Source organism: Mesorhizobium sp. M1078, assembly GCF_040318615.1.
Classification (GTDB): domain Bacteria; phylum Pseudomonadota; class Alphaproteobacteria; order Rhizobiales; family Rhizobiaceae; genus Mesorhizobium.
The window spans coordinates 239,169-256,589 of the sequence record NZ_JAMYMP010000007.1 but is presented as its reverse complement, the minus strand read 5'-3'; the positions used below and the strand labels follow the sequence as shown (position 1 = coordinate 256,589).

Annotated in this window: 17 protein-coding genes and 1 pseudogene; 11 read left to right on the top strand and 7 right to left on the bottom strand. The window is 63.2% G+C overall.

Going from position 1 to position 17,421, the window contains the following annotated elements; all coding sequences use genetic code 11:
- On the top strand, positions 1-929 hold a 929-nt coding region (locus NKH38_RS13090), incomplete at its 5' end, for an ABC transporter substrate-binding protein (RefSeq protein ID WP_352904342.1).
- A 124-nt stretch (positions 930-1,053) separates the two neighbouring features.
- Positions 1,054-1,286, top strand: a pseudogene (locus NKH38_RS13085) (hypothetical protein); the annotation flags it as partial.
- A gap of 67 nt (positions 1,287-1,353) precedes the next feature.
- Here the strand turns inward: NKH38_RS13085 and NKH38_RS13080 are convergent.
- Positions 1,354-2,232 carry a hypothetical protein gene (locus NKH38_RS13080; protein ID WP_352764615.1) on the bottom strand — a complete coding sequence of 293 codons (879 nt, stop codon included), beginning with the start codon at positions 2,230-2,232 and terminating at the stop codon, positions 1,354-1,356.
- Between the two features lie 63 nt (positions 2,233-2,295).
- Positions 2,296-3,183: a hypothetical protein gene (locus NKH38_RS13075; protein WP_245264537.1), complete on the bottom strand. Its 888-nt coding sequence runs from the start codon at positions 3,181-3,183 to the stop codon at positions 2,296-2,298.
- Positions 3,184-3,227: 44 nt separating this feature from the next.
- Between NKH38_RS13075 and NKH38_RS13070 the strand changes: the two genes are divergently transcribed.
- The 6 genes from NKH38_RS13070 to NKH38_RS13045 are packed head-to-tail and all read left to right on the top strand — an operon-like array spanning position 3,228 to position 9,181.
- Complete coding sequence (locus NKH38_RS13070; protein ID WP_352764613.1) at positions 3,228-3,860, top strand: DUF4129 domain-containing protein; 633 nt, start codon at positions 3,228-3,230, stop codon at positions 3,858-3,860.
- Entirely contained in the window at positions 3,857-5,062 is a 1,206-nt protein-coding gene (locus tag NKH38_RS13065) for a DUF4350 domain-containing protein (RefSeq protein WP_352764611.1), read from the top strand. Before NKH38_RS13070 ends, NKH38_RS13065 begins: the two co-directional genes overlap by 4 nt.
- The gene (locus NKH38_RS13060; protein ID WP_023715251.1) at positions 5,049-6,005 is read left to right on the top strand and encodes an AAA family ATPase; all 957 of its coding nucleotides are present in this window, start codon (positions 5,049-5,051) and stop codon (positions 6,003-6,005) included. Before NKH38_RS13065 ends, NKH38_RS13060 begins: the two co-directional genes overlap by 14 nt.
- Entirely contained in the window at positions 6,002-7,312 is a 1,311-nt protein-coding gene (locus tag NKH38_RS13055; RefSeq protein WP_352764609.1) for a DUF58 domain-containing protein, read from the top strand. The genes NKH38_RS13060 and NKH38_RS13055 overlap by 4 nt, the downstream gene beginning before the upstream one ends.
- A complete protein-coding gene (locus NKH38_RS13050; RefSeq protein WP_352764607.1) occupies positions 7,309-8,328 on the top strand; it encodes a stage II sporulation protein M in 1,020 nt (339 codons plus the stop codon). The genes NKH38_RS13055 and NKH38_RS13050 overlap by 4 nt, the downstream gene beginning before the upstream one ends.
- Positions 8,315-9,181: an RDD family protein gene (locus tag NKH38_RS13045; protein ID WP_352764605.1), complete on the top strand. Its 867-nt coding sequence runs from the start codon at positions 8,315-8,317 to the stop codon at positions 9,179-9,181. The genes NKH38_RS13050 and NKH38_RS13045 overlap by 14 nt, the downstream gene beginning before the upstream one ends.
- Before the next feature lie 241 nt (positions 9,182-9,422).
- Here NKH38_RS13045 and NKH38_RS13040 read toward each other — a convergent pair whose 3' ends face one another.
- On the bottom strand, positions 9,423-10,109 hold the full coding sequence (locus NKH38_RS13040) for a D-lyxose/D-mannose family sugar isomerase (RefSeq protein WP_352764602.1): 687 nt from the start codon (positions 10,107-10,109) through the stop codon (positions 9,423-9,425).
- Between the two features lie 150 nt (positions 10,110-10,259).
- Between NKH38_RS13040 and NKH38_RS13035 the strand changes: the two genes are divergently transcribed.
- From NKH38_RS13035 to NKH38_RS13025, 3 genes are all read left to right on the top strand, one after another.
- Positions 10,260-11,318, top strand: a complete 1,059-nt coding sequence (locus NKH38_RS13035; RefSeq protein ID WP_352764601.1) for a D-TA family PLP-dependent enzyme — start codon at positions 10,260-10,262, stop codon at positions 11,316-11,318.
- 69 nt (positions 11,319-11,387) lie between these two features.
- On the top strand, positions 11,388-11,831 hold the full coding sequence (locus NKH38_RS13030) for a type II toxin-antitoxin system RelE/ParE family toxin (protein ID WP_502896660.1): 444 nt from the start codon (positions 11,388-11,390) through the stop codon (positions 11,829-11,831).
- Entirely contained in the window at positions 11,720-11,980 is a 261-nt protein-coding gene (locus tag NKH38_RS13025; protein WP_502896659.1) for an addiction module antidote protein, read from the top strand. The genes NKH38_RS13030 and NKH38_RS13025 overlap by 112 nt, the downstream gene beginning before the upstream one ends.
- A gap of 47 nt (positions 11,981-12,027) precedes the next feature.
- Here the strand turns inward: NKH38_RS13025 and NKH38_RS13020 are convergent, their stop codons facing one another.
- The 4 genes from NKH38_RS13020 to NKH38_RS13005 all read right to left on the bottom strand — a co-directional run bounded on the left by NKH38_RS13020 (position 12,028) and on the right by NKH38_RS13005 (position 17,266).
- Positions 12,028-13,659 carry a tetratricopeptide repeat-containing sulfotransferase family protein gene (locus NKH38_RS13020; RefSeq protein ID WP_352764600.1) on the bottom strand — a complete coding sequence of 544 codons (1,632 nt, stop codon included), beginning with the start codon at positions 13,657-13,659 and terminating at the stop codon, positions 12,028-12,030.
- Positions 13,660-13,694: 35 nt separating this feature from the next.
- On the bottom strand, positions 13,695-14,366 hold the full coding sequence (locus tag NKH38_RS13015; RefSeq protein ID WP_023715244.1) for an outer membrane protein: 672 nt from the start codon (positions 14,364-14,366) through the stop codon (positions 13,695-13,697).
- Positions 14,367-14,558: 192 nt separating this feature from the next.
- Entirely contained in the window at positions 14,559-15,320 is a 762-nt protein-coding gene (locus NKH38_RS13010; RefSeq protein ID WP_023715243.1) for a heme ABC transporter permease, read from the bottom strand.
- Between the two features lie 173 nt (positions 15,321-15,493).
- Positions 15,494-17,266: a glucan ABC transporter ATP-binding protein/ permease gene (locus tag NKH38_RS13005; RefSeq protein WP_023672897.1), complete on the bottom strand. Its 1,773-nt coding sequence runs from the start codon at positions 17,264-17,266 to the stop codon at positions 15,494-15,496.
- Positions 17,267-17,421 lie beyond the last annotated feature (155 nt).

Below are 17,421 nucleotides of genomic sequence, written 5' to 3'. Positions count from 1 at the left end.
GCTGGAATGCCGAGACCAGTGCTGAGGTGAAGCGCAAGGACAAGCCCTGGTGGAAGGGCGACTTCTACCTCGAGGGCATCAAATGGGTCGACTACGGCTCCGATCCCAATGCGATGCTGTCGGCCTTCGAATCCGGCGAAGTCGACACCGACCACGAGACCGCGTCCGACGCCGTGTCGCAGACCGAGCAAATGGGCTTGTTGAATTCCGAGATCGCCACCGGCTCGACTATCGTTGCCCGCTTCAATGTCGGCAACGCGCCCTATGACGACGTCAAGGTGCGCCGCGCCGCCCAGCTTGCGGTCGACAATTCGGCCGTGCTGGCGCTCGGCCTCGGCGGCCGCGGGAAGCCTGCCGACAATCACCATGTCGGCCCGATGCACCCGGAATTTGCCGATATCGGCCCGGCCAAGCGCGACACGGAACAGGCCAAGAAATTACTCGCCGAGGCCGGCAAGACGGACCACGAATTCGAGCTGATCTCGGTCGACGTCGAATGGCAAAAGAGCACCGGCGATGCGATCGCCGCGCAGATGCGTGAGGCCGGCCTGAAGATCAAGCGAACCGTGCTGCCCGCCGCGACCTTCTGGAACGACTGGAGCAAATACCCCTTCTCCACAACCGAATGGCTGGGCCGCCCGCTCGGCGTCCAGGTGTTGGCGCTCGCCTACAAATCGGGCGCCGCCTGGAACGAAAGCGCCTATGCCGACAAGGAATTCGACACGCTTCTCGACAAGGCGCTGGCAACGCCGGACGCCGCCCAGCGCAAGGAGATCATGGCCAGGGTCGAGCAGAATCTGCGCGATGCCGGCATCATCATCCAGCCCTACTGGCGCTCGGTCTACCGCACCTATCGCAAAGGCGTGCAGGGCTGCGAACAGCACCAGTCGCTGGAGCAGCATTTTGAGAAGGTGTGGCTGGAGGGGTGATCCTTTCCAGAACGAAAACGGCTGGGAGGTTCGGAGGACCACGCCAGCCGAATGCCATTTGCCATGCGCAAGAATTTTGGCACAGATTGCGCCTGACCGACTCTCGGCTCAGAGCGAATCAGGCATGGATCATTTCGACCTCGGCACCTATCGCCACCCCATTCCACCACCTCGGCCGAGACGCAGCGCTGGTTCGATATCGGGCTGAACTGGTGCTACGGCTTCAACCATGAGGAAGGCATAAAGTGCTTCGAGAAGGCGCTGGAGACAGATCCTGATTGCGCCTTCGTGCATTGGGGCATCGCCTATGCCGCCGGGCCTTTTTATAACCTCACCTGGAAGGAGCACGGACGAGCGTGCAGGCGAAACACGCTTGTTGTCACTGAGATCCCGCCGTCCGACCAGCCGAGTCAGCTTTCGCCTCCTACGAGAAAATCTCCGCCAGTTCGTCGACGCTGGTGCCTTCCTTGACCTGGCGCAGTTCGTCATAGGTGACGGCAATGGTCACCGACAGCATCGTCGAAAAGATCGTCGACACCAGAGTGCTGCCGAGCGCTCCGACCAGGACACCGACGCCGGCAATGCCGCCGGTGGTGGCGACCGCCAGTCCGAAAAACAAAGTGAACACCGCCTGGATGAGCATCGCCGCCACGCCGATGATCAGCAGCAGCCAGAATATCGACCAGCGGCTGCCCTTCGTCAGGGCACGGCTACGCGATATCGAGCCGAATACGCCAAGCCGCTCCTGAACCGCAATGGGCACGGAAACCGACACGGAAATCAGCCACATAAAAGCTGGGATCAACGCCAGGGCAAGCCCGATCAGCCAGCCGATAGGGGGGATGACCCAGGCGATGAAAACCATCACAAAAACAGCCACCACCACAGTGACAATGACCAGAATGCCTATGCCCAGCGTGGGCAAGAAGCTGCGCAATGCTATCTGGAGGCAGTCGCCGATGACCGGCCGCTTGCCGTTCAAATCCTCGATCGCCGCCCTGACAAGCGCCGCTTGCACCAACAAGGTCAGCACGAAAATGATCAAGGAAGCGATTATCGACAAGGCCGAGTAGTCTCCCATAGCCGACGTTTCGAAAGCGGCGGCGTTCCCGGCGCTGTCGACGTTCACAGATGTAGCCACCCGGGACAGGTTCCAGAGGTTGTACAGCAGTGCGGGCAGTGTCGAGAAAAGTCCGACAACCACAGCAAGGAAACCCAGATTGCGGCCAATAACCGCGAAGCTGTTGCTGAAGACCCTGCCGATGCGGAATTTTTCCGGTCGGTCCTGCGCCAGTGACGTCACGATGCCTCCTGCCCTGGCACCCGCCTTGACCTGACCGGGTCAAGGCGGTGCAAACCCGTCGGCTTACGAGAAAATCTCGGCCAGTTCGTCGATGCTGGTGCCTTCCCTGACCTGGCGCAGCTCGACATAGCTGACGGCGGCGGCGACCGACAGCAACATCGACATCACGCTCTGCACCAGTGCCGCCACGACAGTAGCGACAATGTCGTGAAACAGGTAGACAAACACGCCCACCGCGCCCTGGATGACCATGCCGATGATGATCAGGACAAGGAACAAGCCGAAGAGCGACCAGCGGCTGCCCTTGGTCAGGGCGCGGCTGCGCGACATCGAGCCGAACACGCCGAGCCGCTCCTGGATCTGAACCGGTATCGCAACCGACCAGCCCAGCCACAAGATGATGCCGGGCACCAGCAACGCAAGCGCGGCTAGGCCTGCGCCCAGGCCGACGAGCAGGCCGATCGCCAATGTCGGCAGAAAATATCGGATGGCTATCTGCAGGCAATCGCCCAAGGTCGGCCGCTTGCCGTTCAAATCCTCGATTGTGGCTCGCACGAGCGCCGACTGCAGCACCAATACGAAAAGGGAGGCAATGAAACTGGCCGGGAGCGTCACCCAAATGTTGCTAAACACCAGGGCGGGGTCGGCCGCAGCGCCGGGATTGGCCGTCAGGAGCGCCTGCATGCGCGATTCGGTCCATAGCCGAAGAATAACTGCCGGCACCCCCGCAAACAGCACCGAAAGCCCCACGAAAAGTACGACGTTGCGGCCGATGACGGAGAAGCTGTTGTTGAAGACCCTGCCGATCTGAAATTTCTCAGGCCGTGCAAATGTTGCCGAAGTCATGATGCGCCCCCTGTTCCACCGCCGAATATTGTCCGGCAGCCGCAGTAGTAAATTTGCCAAGATTAACGACTGGCGTCTAGCCCACTTGCAAAAGTTACGCTGCATTGCCAGTGTCGGCTCGGGAACCGCAGGTTCATGGGGGCGAGAAGGTGACTGCTGCACAGCCGGACGCTGCGCAAGCCGAATGGCTGGCCAAACTGCACAAGCAGTTGCTGTCGGACGATTCGATCCAGTTCGACCTGCCGGCCTTCAGGCCGCCGGAGACGCCGGAGTGGCTGAAGCCGCTGGGCGAGTTCCTCAAGTGGCTCGGCCCCTATATGATCTACCTGTTCTGGGGAGCGGTGATCACAGGTGCCGCGATCATCCTCATGCTGATTTTCCTTGAAGTGAAAGGCGTCGCCTGGCGCCTGCCCTGGTGGCGCAAAAAGAGCGTGACCGAGGCGGAAGCGACATGGCACCCCGACGTTGGCGCCGCGCAGGTCCTGTTGTCGGAAGCCGATGCGCTCGCCGCCCGGGGCGAGTATGACGAGGCGGTGCATCTCCTGCTGCGCCGCAGCGTTGCCGACATTGCCGGCCGCCTGCCCGACTTTCTGCGCCCGTCGCTGACCGCGCGCGATATCGCGGGAGCGGCGTCGCTGCCAATGCGGGCGCGTGGCGCCTTTACCCAGATCGCGCGCATCGTCGAGGCCGCTCTGTTCGCGCGCCGGCCGGTCGGGCCCGAGGGCTGGCAGGAGGCGCGCAGCGCCTATGAGCGATTCGTCTTCAGGGATGCCTGGACGTGAGTGACGCGACAGCCGACATCGCCCAGCAGGAACCGTTCAGCCGCAGGGCGCTGTTCTGGGGCATTTTCGCCAGCCTGCTCGCGGCCGCAGGCTTCTTCCTTTTGTCCACTTATGCGCCCGACTTTCGCCAGCCGAGCGTCGGTGGCGCAACGCCGCTGTCGAAGAGCGGCATCGGCTATGCCGGTCTGGCGCAATGGCTGAAGCTGACCGGCGAAGCGCCCGATATGGCGCGGTCCGACAGCGATCTCGAGACCGAACTGCTGCTGATCGTCACCATTTCACCCGACAGCGACCCGGATGCGCTTGCCAACATCATCAAGCTTCGCAAGGGCCTGGATACGCTGTTCGTTCTGCCCAAATGGGCGACCTTGCCGCTGGCCCTGCACGAAGGCTGGGAGATGAAGATCCAGCGGCTGCCGGACGTCGTGGTCAACGATTGGCTCGCCCGGATCGCCAAGGCCAAGCTCGGCGAAGGTGAGACCACGGTCAAGCAACTCGACGTCTCAGGGCAAATGGTCAGCGTTCCCGACCAGTTGCAATGGGTGGCCGACGAACACCCGCTGATTGGCACCGGCAACGGCAAGGCCGTGCTGACCGAGGTGGAAGACGAGCGGTTCTACATTCTGACGGACCCCGATCTCATCAATAACGCTGGCTTGAAAGATCCCGACAAGGCGGCGGCGGCGCTCAAGCTGATCGAGCTCCTGCAACCCGAAGAGGGTGCCGTCATGTTCGACCTGACGCTGCATGGCGCGGGGCGAAAATACGACCTCGCCAAGCTTCTGGTCGAACCGCCTTTCCTGGCGCTGACGCTGACCATCCTGGCGGCCGCGGCACTTGCCTTCCTGCATGGCCTTGGCCGGTTCGGGCCGCCACGGGCCGATCAGCGCGCCATCGCCTTCGGCAAACGCGCGCTGGTCGACACCACGGCGATGCTGTTGCGCCGCGCCGGCCGGCTGGAGGAACTGGGCGACCGCTATGGAGCACTGGCACGCGTGCGCGCCGGCGCGCTGCTCGGCGCGCCGCACGGTTTGCAGGGCGAAGCGCTCGACCGCTGGCTCGATTCCCGCGACAAGGACGAAGCCGGCGGTTTCACGACCCGCCTGCAAGCTGCGAACGCGGCAAAGACCCTGACACAAATGCATGATGCAGCCGAAAAGCTGCACGACTGGACGGCAAGGAGGCTCGGTGAACGTCGATGATGTGAAGGCCCTGGCGACACAGATCAGGGAAGAGGTGGCCAAGGCCATCACCGGGCAACACGATACGGTCGATCTGATGCTCACGGCATTGTTCGCCGGCGGGCATATATTGCTCGAAGGACCGCCGGGCACGGCCAAGACGATGACGGCGCGCTGCTTTGCCCAGGCGCTGGGCGTCGCCTATGGCCGGATCCAGTTCACGCCCGACCTGATGCCCGGCGATATCGTCGGTTCCAACATCTACAATTTCCAGACCGGGCAGTTCACGCTGACGCGCGGCCCGATCTTCTGCGACCTTTTGCTCGCCGACGAGATCAACCGCACGCCGCCGAAGACCCAGGCAGCCCTGCTGGAGGCGATGCAGGAGCATGCCGTCACCTTCGACGGCACCACCCATGCGCTCGGCCCGAACTTCATGGTGGTCGCGACGCAGAACCCAATCGAGCACCAGGGCGTCTATCCCCTGCCCGAAGCCCAGCTCGACCGTTTCCTGTTCAAGCACCGGGTGAGCTACCCCGGCCCGGAAGAGGAAAAGGCGATCATCATCCACCATGGCGGCGGCACCGCCTCGCACGACATCAAGCAGTACGGCATCAAGGCCCAGGCCGACCGCAAGACGCTGGAAAAGGCGTTGGCGACCGTCGGCGAGGTTACGCTGGTCGATGATGTCGTCGACTATATCGCCAGGCTGGTGCGGGCCACGCGCGAAAGCCCCGACCTCGAGGTCGGCGCCAGCCCGCGCGCGGGCGCCATGCTGGCGAGAGCCGCACGGGCTCGGGCAGCGCTCGACGGGCGTGCCTATGTCATCCCCGACGACGTCAAGGCGCTTGCCGTGCCGGCGCTGCGCCATCGCGTTATCCTGTCGCCGGCGGCGCAGATCGACGGCCGCCTGGTCGAACAGATCGTGACCGACCTTGTAGACCAGACGGAAGCGCCACGTTGATTTATCCGAGCGGCCGGGCAGTCTGGGCAGGTGCGGCCGGTGCAATACCGGCCTTCCTGATCGCGCTCGCGCTGCCGTCGATGTGGTATCTCGGCCTGTTGTGGATCTGCGCGCTGCTTGCTTTCCTGGCCGTGGACGCGGCCGCCGGGCGCGGACGGGCTTCTCTGAACGCCAGCATCCATGCCCCGCCGCAGGTCAGCGTCGGCGGCCAGCTCACCGTCAATGTCACCGCCAGGCTCGGCGGACGGCCGCGCGCCGTGCAGGCGCGTCTTGGCCATGACGAGCGGCTGCAACCGGTGGGCGGCACCGGCGGCGCATCGACCGCCGAGGCCGGCAGCGCATCGCTCGATCTCAGATTTCAGGCGCTGCGGCGCGGCATTGCCAGGTTCGATCGCCTGTGGGTGCGCTGGCGCGGGCCGTTCGGGCTGGTCTGGAACCAGGTGGTGCTGCCGATGGCGAGCCAAGTCGCGGTGCTGCCCGATGTCAGCAGCGCCCGCGACGAGGCGATCACGCTTCTGCAGCGCCAGGCGCTGCCCGACGGACATGCGCAGCGCCGCGCCGGCCAGGGCCGCGAATTCGAGGCGCTCAAGGACTACCAGCCCGGCATGGGCCGGCGCATGATCGACTGGAAGCGCAGCGCCCGCCACGGCAGGCTTCTGGCGCGCGAATTCCGTATCGAGGAGAACAACAACATCGTGCTGGCCATCGATAGCGGCCGGCTGATGTGCGAGCCCGTCGACGGCGTGCCGAAGGTCGACCGCGCGGTCACCGCCGCCTTGCTGTCGGCGTTCATTGCGCTGAAGGGCGGCGACATGGTCTCCCTGTTCGGCTTCGATGCGCGGCCGCGCGTCTCCAGCGGCGCCGTGCGCGGCTCCGCCAGCTTCGCCATGATCCAGAAGCGGGCCGCGGAAATCGACTATTCCACCGAAGAGACCAATTTCACTTTGGCGCTGACGACGCTGGCGGCGCGGCTCGACCGGCGTTCGCTGGTGATCATCTTCACCGACTTCGTCGATCCGATCAGCGCCGAACTGATGCTGCGCACGGTCGGCCGGCTCACCGAACGGCATCTGGTGCTGTTCATGATGATGAAGGATGTCGAACTGGAGACACTGGCCGACATGCCGCCGGACGCACCGGAGGATGTGGCGCGCTCGGTTGTCGCCGGCGGGCTGCTGCGCGAAAGGCAGGTCGTCATCGGCAGGCTCAGGCTGCTCGGCGCGCATGTCATCGAAGCCGACCATCAGAGGCTCGGGCCGGCACTGGTCGAGCGCTATCTCGAACTCAAGCGAGAGGATCTGTTGTGAACGCGCTGGTCGGCAAGGATGCGGTGCGCCAGTCGCTGGCGAGCTTCCGTTCGGAGCGCGAGGCCGACTGGAAGGCGTTCGAGGCGCTGCTTGCCCGGGTCGAGAAACGTGCGCCGCGCACGCTGTCGGAAGACGAGCTTTTGTCGCTGCCGCTGCTCTACCGCTCGGCGCTGTCCTCGCTTTCGGTGGCGCGGGCGACGTCGCTCGACAATGCGCTGGTCAGCTATCTCGAAGCGCTGTGTCTGCGCGGCTACTTCTACCTCTATGGCGCGCGTCGCGGCTTGCGGCAGCGCATCGGCGATTTCTTTCTGCATGACTGGCCGCATGCCATTCGCGATTTGTGGCGCGAGACCTTGCTGTCGGTCGTCCTGACCTTTGTCGGCGCCGGCGCCGGCTACTGGCTGGTGGCCAAAGACAAGGGCTGGTTCGACGCCATCATTCCGCCGAGCCTGGCCGGCGGGCGCAACCCGGATGCCTCAGTCGAAGTCCTGCGACAGGTGCTTTATGACGGCGCCGACAGCAATTTCCTGTCGGGCTTCGCCGCCTATCTGTTCACGCACAATGTCCAGGTGGCGATCCTGGCCTTCGCGCTCGGCTTTGCCTTCGCGGTGCCGAGCGTGCTCTTGATCCTGATGAATGGCTGCCTGCTTGGCGCGATGTTCCAGATCTACGTCGCCAAGGGGCTCGGCCTGGAGTTGGGCGGATGGCTGTCCATCCATGGCACCACCGAGATCTTCGCGATCGCCTTGGCGGGCGCCGCCGGCATGCGCATCGGCACGCGCATCGCCTTCCCCGGCGAACTGACGCGGATGACGGCGGCAGCCGATGCCGGGCGCGTGGCCGCAACCACCATGGTCGGGGTGACGATCATGCTTTTGTTTGCCGGCCTGCTCGAAGGCATCGGCAGGCAGGTGATCACCAGCGACGTGACACGCTACGCCATTGGCGGCGGCATGCTGACGCTGTGGCTCTGTTATTTCTATGTGTTCAGGGTGGTGTGGCATGGCGACCGCTAGGCGTGCTGCCGTCTCGACGATACGGCCGCTGATCACGCCGGAAGGGGTCGATCTCCGGATCAAGCTCGCCGATGCCGGCACTCGCGCCGCCGCCTTCCTGCTCGACTTTGTCATCATCATCGTCACGGCGATCGTGATCTCGATCGTCGCGCTGTTCGGGCTGGCCGGCCTCAAAGGCGAAGGCGCGCAGCCGCTGTTCATCGTCTGGATCATCCTGATCTTCTTCCTGCGCAACGCCTATTTCATCGTCTTCGAAGCCGGCCGCCGCGCCGCCACGCCCGGCAAGCGGATGCTTGGCATCCGGGTGGCGTCGCGCAGCGGCGCCGGCCTGTCAGTCGATCAGGTCATTGCCCGCAACCTGATGCGCGAGATCGAGATCTTCCTGCCGTTGTCGATCATCCTCGGCCGCAGCGAGATGGGGCTCGCCGACACGCTGACGACGATCTTCGGACTGGTGTGGACGCTGTTGTTTGCGCTCTTCCCGCTGTTCAACCGCGACCGCATGCGCGTCGGCGACCTGTTGGCCGGAACCTGGGTGGTCGAGGCGCCGAAACTGGCGCTGGTCGAAGACCTGTCGCAACGCCAGGACACCACCACCCGCGCCTTCCGCTTCACCCAGGCGCAGCTCGATGCCTATGGCATCGCCGAACTGCACAAGCTGGAAGAGGTGCTGCGCCGCGACGACTATTTCGCCCTGAAAGCCGTGGCCGAGACGATCGGGCGCAAAATCGGCATGACAATCGAGCCGGTCGATTCCAGGGCCTTCCTCACCGCCTATTATGGCGAGCTGCGGGCACAGCTTGAGCGCAAGCTTTTGCTGGGGACGCGCAAGGCGGATAAGTACCAGCGGTAGAAAGAGGGGCCCACTGCTGCGATGGGTGAGTCCAACCGTCGGCGCCGCCCCTCATTGCCCTGCCGGGCATTTCGCCCCGTAGTGACGGGGAGAAAGAGGCTGTTGCCGAGGATTTTGCCAGCTCGGCAGAATGGACGCCGAGGTTTGCGGTCAGCCCCTTCTCCCCGTCACTATACGGGGAGAAGATGCCGGCAGGCAGATGAGGGGCAGCACCAGCCGATGGATATGGAGTGCCTCTCGCCTACCCCACCCACTTCTCGTAGTCGGACACCAGCAGGTGCACCGGGGCGACGTCCTCGTCGATGTTGGAGAAGCGGCCGATCGGCTCGCGGAAGACGTTGTCGGTAAGGTCGTCATTGACGGTCGAGACCTCGCCGATCAACACATCCTTGCCCTCGGCCCAGAAGGCGTGCCAGACGCCGGGCATCAGCGTCACGCTCTGGCCCGGGTCGAGCTTCAGCAGCCCGCCTGCCGGCAGCCTGTGGATGGTGCCGTCGACCGGCACCGACACTTCGGCCTTCGGATCGATGCCGCCGTCGCGATCGTGCATGAACAGTTCGAGCACCAGCTTCCCGCCGCCGCGGTTGATGATGTCCTCGGCCTTGATGTTGTGGCGGTGCATCGGCGACAGCTGATCCTTGCGCGAGATCATGATCTTCTCGGCATAGAGCATGCCCATGCCCTTCTTCATGTCGGCGTAGACGCCGTTGCGAACGGTGAACAGGAACAGGCCGAGTTCGTCGAATTTTTCCTGGCCGTAATCGGTGATGTCCCAACCGAGCCGCGAGGTGAAAATGGCGGCGGAGTCGGCCTTGCGCGCCTTCATCTCTTCCGGGCTCCAGTAGGCGAAGGGCGGCATGATGTAGCCGAACGAGCGGATGAAGGCGTCTGCATCGCGGATGATGTCGTTGACGGTGGAGCGTTTCATGATCGTGATCCCTTCGCGTCGCGTTCCCTGGAGTTATCTGAAGCGCATAGCCGAACAGCGCTGCGGTGTCGACGCAAACTGCATGCTGGCCCCATGACATCCATGCGGATCGGGGCCATAAGTCCAGCCAGATTTCCCAGGGTGACATTCATGCAAGGCATAGACGACCTCGACACGCCGGCGATCCTCATCGACGCGGCCCGCGCCGAAGCCAACATCACACGAGCGCAGGCGCATGCCGACCGCCACGGGCTGAAACTCAGGCCGCACATCAAGACGCACAAACTGCCTTATTGGGCGAAGAAGCAGATGGCGGCCGGCGCGGTCGGCATCACCTGCCAGAAGATCGGCGAGGCCGAAGTGATGGCCGATGCCGGGCTGACCGATATTTTCCTGCCCTACAACATCCTTGGCCGCGCCAAGCTGGAGCGCCTCAAGGCGCTGCATGGCCGCGTGACACTGTCAGTGACGGCCGACAGCCTCGAAACGCTGGAGGGGCTCGCCGCCACCTTCACCGACACCGGGCACCCCCTGCCCGTCCTGGTCGAATGCGACACCGGCATGGGCCGTTGCGGCGTGCAGAGCGCCGCCGAGGCGCTGGCACTGGCGAAGTTGATCGACCAAGCCAAGGGGCTCACCTTCGGCGGGCTGATGACCTATCCCGCGGCCGGCCGCGCCGCCGAGGCTGAATCGTGGCTGGCCGGCGCCAAACAAACGCTCGCGGCCTCGGGTCTCGCCTGTGAACGCATCTCCAGCGGCGGCACGCCTGACATGTGGCGCTCGGGCGAGGACAGCGTGGTGACCGAATACCGCCCCGGCACCTACATCTACCTCGACCGCTACCAGGTCGCCAAAGGCGTCGGCACGCTCGACGATTGTGCGCTGACGGTGCTCGCCACCGTGGTCAGCCATCCGACGCCGGCCCGCGCCATCCTCGACAGCGGCAGCAAGGCGCTGTCCAGCGACACGCTGGGGCTCGCCGATTTTGGCGAGCTGCTCGGCATGCCCGGCGCCCGCGTCACCAGCTTGAGCGAGGAACATGGCACGGTCACGCTTGGAAATGGTGCGAAGCTTCGCATTGGCGAGCGCGTGCGCGTGGTGCCTGATCATTGCTGCGTCGTGACCAACCTGTTCGACCAGGTGCATCTGATCGACGGTGACAAGGTGCTGGAAACGCTGAAGGTGGAAGCGCGTGGGCGGATGGGGTGAGGCTTTTCGTTTTGGAGGCTCGCCCTATTTCGACATTGACGAATTGTAATTTATAACTTACTAGCCACCATGGCAATCCTGAAGCAGACAGCCACCTTTCGGAGGTGGCACCAAAAGCTGAAAGACGGAAGAGCCAAGGCGGCAATTGCCGTTCGGCTGCAACGTTTGATTGTAGGAAATCCCGGCGACGTGGCCCCAGTGGGTGAAGGCATCAGTGAATTGCGCATTCACTGTGGGCCCGGCTATCGCGTTTATTTCACAAGCGCGGTGAAACGGTCATCCTGCTCCTGTGCGGCGGGGATAAAAGTTCACAAGAAACCGACATACGGACAGCAAGCGCCTGGCCGTAGAATGGAGGGACGACAATGGTTGAAAAAATCTATGATTTCGATCCCGCCGAAATGCTCGATTCCGATACGGCAATCGAGGCGTTTCTGGCAGAGGCAATGGAAACCGGAGACGCCAAATTCGTCGCGTCCGCCCTCGGTGTCGTTGCCCGCGCCAAGGGGATGAGCAACATTGCCAGAAAGACCGGCTTGGCTCGCGAGCATCTTTATACCTCGCTCAGCGAAAACGGTAATCCTACGCTGGAAACCACACTGGCGGTCATGAAAGCATTCGGCTTTCATTTGGCCCCAAAGCACGATGCAACTCAGGTCTAATCTACGCCAGCGCGCGTCGAGCGCGAGGTTGTTCGGGCCAACTGAAATCAGGACCGATAAACCGGACCCAGCGCCGCCTTCAGCGGATCCAGCGCGTCGCCATACAGCTTCCAGCGCTCGACCGAGGATGAATAGATCGGCTGGCGCACCTGCCAGCGGCTCGGCGTCCGCACGGTGCGCTCGGTCTCGTTGAAACGCAGGCAGGCATCGTCCCACTCGATGCCGAGGAATCCGATCAATCCGCGGGCGCGATTTTCGAAATCGGCGACCGTTTCTTCGTAGGGCATGTCGTGGATATCCAGCGGGATGACCTTGGCCCAATGGCGCATCAGGCGGTCATACTGCCGGTAATACTGCCCAAGCTTGGTCAGATCGGCATTATAGCCGTGCGCCTCGGAAAAATTATGCATGAAACAGGACGCGCAATTGTCCATCGGGTCACGCCGGCAATGGATGATGCGGGCATTCGGCAAGATCAGGCTGATGAAGGCCAGCAGCTCGAAATTGTGCGGCATCTTGTCGACGACAAGCCGCACCGTGTTGTTGCGCTTTTTGAGATCGTCGAGATATTTCGATCCAAGCTCCTTGGCCTTGGCTGCAGTGAGCGCCGCCATGGCCTTGGTGAAAATGGCTGGGTCGAGCTTGTCGAACCCAAGTTCGCCGGCAAGTGAACGAATGGTCGACAACTCCCCGGCGCCATGGATATCGCGATGACTGGCGCATATCTGCTCGGTCAGCGTCGTTCCCGACCGTGGCATGCCGACGATGAAGACCGGGCGTCTGGATGGATTTCCCAAATTGGCTCGCGCCTCGAAGAAGCCGGCGTCGAAAGTGTCGATGAAGCTGTCGTAAAGCTGGGTGTGCCGGTCGATGTCGAAATCATTGCCGGAAATCGCCTTGGCCCTCGCGAAATGGCGGATGGCCGGGCTATACTCGCGCTGATCATTGAGCATCTTGCCGGCGGCGTGGTGCAGCACTACCCGCTCGCGATCGGTGGTTGTCGGCAATTCCAGGCGTTTCAGCACCAAAGGCAACGTCGGATCGTCCTTGACCGCCCGGCGCGCAAGCGCCATTCCAGCCAGCGCCTCGACATGGCCCGGGTCGATGGCAAGGGCCTTGCTGAAGCATTCGACCGCCTCGGCCGGAAGGCCAATGTCGGTGAGCAAATCGCCCATACCGGCAAGTGCCATCACCGACTGGCCGTCGATAGCCAGCGCCTGGCGATAGAACCCTTCGGCAATGTCGCCCTCGAGCTGGCTGCGGTAGGAGCGGCCGAGATTGCACAGCGCTTCGATGAGCCCTCCGTCGAGCTCGATCGCCTTTCTCAGATGTCTGCGCGCCTTGTCGACGTTGCCGGTGACATTGTAGGCATTGCCGAGATTGTTGCGGAAGATGGCGTTGTCCGGTTCGAGCTTGACCGCCCTTTCCATATAGGCAATGGCGGCGTCATGATGCTCGGCCTCGATGGCGAGCGTGCCCATCAGGTTCAGCGCCATGGCATTTTTGGGCTGCGTGCGAAGCACCGTCTGGTAGCAGAACTCGGCCTCGCGAAAACGCTTGCGCCGTTGCAGGTCGATGCCGCGCTGCAATGTCTTTTCCGCCGGCTCACCGGCGGTCGGCAGCGAGGCTGGGATCATTGCCGGCAGGCCCAGGGGTTGCCGGCGTGGCAAGAGCGGCATCCGTCAAATCCCGGTCGCGGCCTGCGACGAACCAATCAGAACTTCAGGGTAACGCCAAGCTGGAGATTGTGGGAGTACAATTTGGCGTTCTCGTATGTGCCGCCGCCATCATTGTCGTCTAGATCCACGCTTGTCACGGCCTTAAAGCGGTAACCGAAATCGAGGTCGACATTCTGCGTTACCGCATAGGTAACACCGGCGCCCACCTGGCCGGCGAAACCCCAGCCGCCAGGCCCGTATCCATAGGCGTGGCCATCAAAGTGAGTATCGGCGGTAACATACGCCGCGCCGAGACCGCCGCCGACATAGAGTTTGGCATCACCAAAATGCGCAACATCGGCCCAGACGTTGGCGAGAAGATAGGTGGCCGACAGATTGCCGGAAGCCGGATAGTTGCCGACGCCCGTGTAGCTGTATTCGCTTGCCTTGTAGCGCGCGTAGGACAGTTCGCCTTCGACACGAAACACATCGTTGATGCGCCGACCGACAGCGCCGCCGATTACGAACCCGGTATCAAGATCGACTGAATACCCAGTACCATTGTAGTCCGTTTTCACATGGTTCGGGAAACTGGCGCCGCCGAAGAGCGTGACGTACCAGAGATCCTCTGCCCTCGGAACGTCGACGATCGCGTCGGCGGCGTAGGCCGAACTCCAGCCAAGCACCAATGCCGTTGTCGACACACCAGCTAGTAGAAGCAGTTTCATCGTCGATTCCCTCGTAGCCTTCCAGCTACTTGCTCGCCTGCGGTTGGAGCTGTCAATAAGCAGACGCAGTCAGGGCACTCTTTCAGGAATCCTCGTTGCTATGCAGCAACATAGCAGCATACTCTAATTTAGACGGAGGCAGGCAAAGGCTGCTGTTTCGGTTGTCATTCGAGTGCCGGAAAAGAGAACCGCCTAGTCGCGTTGCTCTGCCTGCCGCGCCGCGATGCGCCGCATGGCAATGACCCGCCGGCGGCGGATCTCGGTGCGCATCGCCGTCAAATGCAGCGCGAAGAACAGCACGGTGAAGCCGAGCGCCATCACCAGCAGCGGCCATAGCAGGCTGGGATCGATCGTCGGCCCGCCGAGCCGGAACACCGAGGCCGGCTGGTGCAGCGTGTTCCACCAGTCGACCGAGAATTTGATGATCGGGATGTTGATGAAGCCGACGAGCGTGATGATGGCGGCGGCCCAGGCGGCGCGGCTGGCGTCATCCAGTGCACGCGTCAGCGCGATGATGCCGAGATACATCAGGAACAGGATGAAGACCGAGGTCAGGCGGGCGTCCCAGACCCACCAGGTGCCCCACATCGGCTTGCCCCAGATCGAGCCGGTGACCAGCGCAAGCGCGGTGAAGGTGGCGCCGATCGGGGCTGCCGACTTCAGCGCGACATCGGCCAAGGGATGGCGCCAGACCAGCGTGCCGAGCGCGGCGACGGCCATCACCGTGTAGCACATCATGGCGAGCCAGGCGAAAGGCACGTGGATATACATGATGCGCACCGTGATGCCCTGCTGGAAATCCTCAGGCGCGGCAAAGCTCATATAGAGACCGATGGCGAGCAGGATCGCGGCGATCGACGCCAGCCACGGCACCAGCCTATCGGCCAGCCCGACAAAGCGCGTGGGGTTGGCGAGGTCGGTCCAGCCGGCGAGGCGTGAGGAGGTATCGCTCATAAGGTCTAGATAGACCGGCGGCGCGTTCGGGGCAATCGAGGGAGTGTCGCAGTCTTATTTACCCTCCCCCTCGTGGGGAGGGTCGCTGCGAAGCAGCGGGGTGGGGGTGGTGGGGCACTACCCCCACCCGGACCCTACGGGTCCGACCTCCCCACAAGGGGGAGGTAAAAAAGCTACGCCGCTTCGATATTCACGGTGCGGCTGAGGCGGCGGACTTCCTCGTCGTTGAGCAGGCCGCCGGCGCGCAGCAGGCTGGCGAAACGGCCATTGCGCAGCGACAGTTCGGCGAAGCCGCCCATCTCGACCACCTTGCCCTTGTCCATGAACACGACCAGGTCGGCGTCGCGGACGGTGGTCAGGCGGTGGGCGATGATGAAGGTGGTGCGGTTGCGCCTCAGTTCGTCGATGGCTTCCTTGACGCGGTCCTCGGTCTCGACATCGAGCGCGCTCGTTGCCTCGTCGAGCACCAGGATCGGTGCGTCCTTGAGCACGGCGCGGGCAATGGCGATGCGCTGACGCTCGCCGCCTGAAAGCTGGCCGCCGCGCTCGCCAACGACGGTGTCATAGCCGGCGCTCTTGGCAAGGATGAAATCCTGCGCGGCAGCCGCATTGGCGGCGGCGTGAACCTCGTCATAAGTCGCCTCGGCACGACCGACGCGGATGTTGTCCTCGATCGAGCGGTTGAGCAGGCCGGCATCCTGGAAGACGGTGGCGATCGAATGACGCAGCGACTTGCGGGTCACCGTGCGGGTGTCGATGCCGTCGATCAGGATACGGCCATGAGACGGCGAGAAGACGCGCTGCAAGAGGTTGATCAGCGTCGTCTTGCCGGCGCCGGTCGGGCCGACGATGGCAACCGTCTGCCCGGCCTGGACCTCGAAGGAGACGTCGTCGACGCCCTGCCTCGAATTGGCAAACTCGAAGCCGACATTCTCGAAGCGGACGTGGCCGGTGACGTTGGTGAGGTCGCGCAAGCCGTCCGGCTCGGCGGAGTCGGCGGCCGAATCCTCGAGGTGATAGAAGTCCTCGAGCTTGGCGCGGGCTTCCGAAATCTGGTTGGCGAAAGCCGACATCTGGTCGAGGCGGGCAATCAGCAGCGTGGCAAAGCCGGTGAAGGCGATGACGTCGCCGATCTTGAGCTGGCCATGGGTGACCAGATAGGCGCCGATCAAAAGCACAACCATCATCGAAATGGTCGACGACAGGCGGTGCAACGCATTGGCCATCGCCCACCAGTCGAGCACCGGGTTCTGGGCGTCGAGCAGGTTCTTGACATAGCGGCGCAGCGTATCGGCCTCGTGGCCGAGACGATTGTAGCTCTGCAGCACGGCGACGTTGCTGACCGAATCGGTCACATGCGCGAACACCTGATGATAGTGGCGCTCGACGGCGGCCTGGCCTGCCTTGGTGCGCTTCATCACAAGCCGGCCGATGCCGACATAGAGAACGCCCAGCGCCATAAGCACCAGCGACATGCGCAGATCCATGCTTATTGCGGTCGGGATCAGCAGAGCCAGCGCAACCGCCGTCGACAGATGCTGGCGCATGAATTCAAGCCACAGGCTGAACAGCGTCTCGACGGCGCGCAGCAACGTGTGCAGCGCGTTGGAGGTGCCGCGCTGGTGGTGCCAGGCGAGCGGCATGGTGATCACGCGCTCGAACGACTGGCACAGCACCTCGCTGCGCCGCTTGTGGGCAAAACGGTCGGCGCCGCGCGCCACCAGCACGAAGGCGACGATGTTAAAGGCGCCGAGACCGGCCCACAGCGCCAGCGTCGAAAACACCGAACCCTTATCGGAGATGGCGTCGATCACCCGGCCGAACATGATCGGCTCGAGGATGGCGATAATGGCAAGCGCGACATTCGCACCGCAGATAAACGCAACGCGCTTCCTGTCGGCTGCGAGATAACCCAGCGCTCTCCAGTAGATTTGCAGAAGTGACACTTCAGCTACTCCGCCCAAAACATTATTGTGCACCGCACCATTTCTTTACACGTACCGGTTAACGGGTCGCAAAACAATGCCCGTCTACCTCTTCCGTTCCCATTCTGCGAACAAAAGATGACGACGTTGCGAAATCTGCCGTGATCACCTAACGG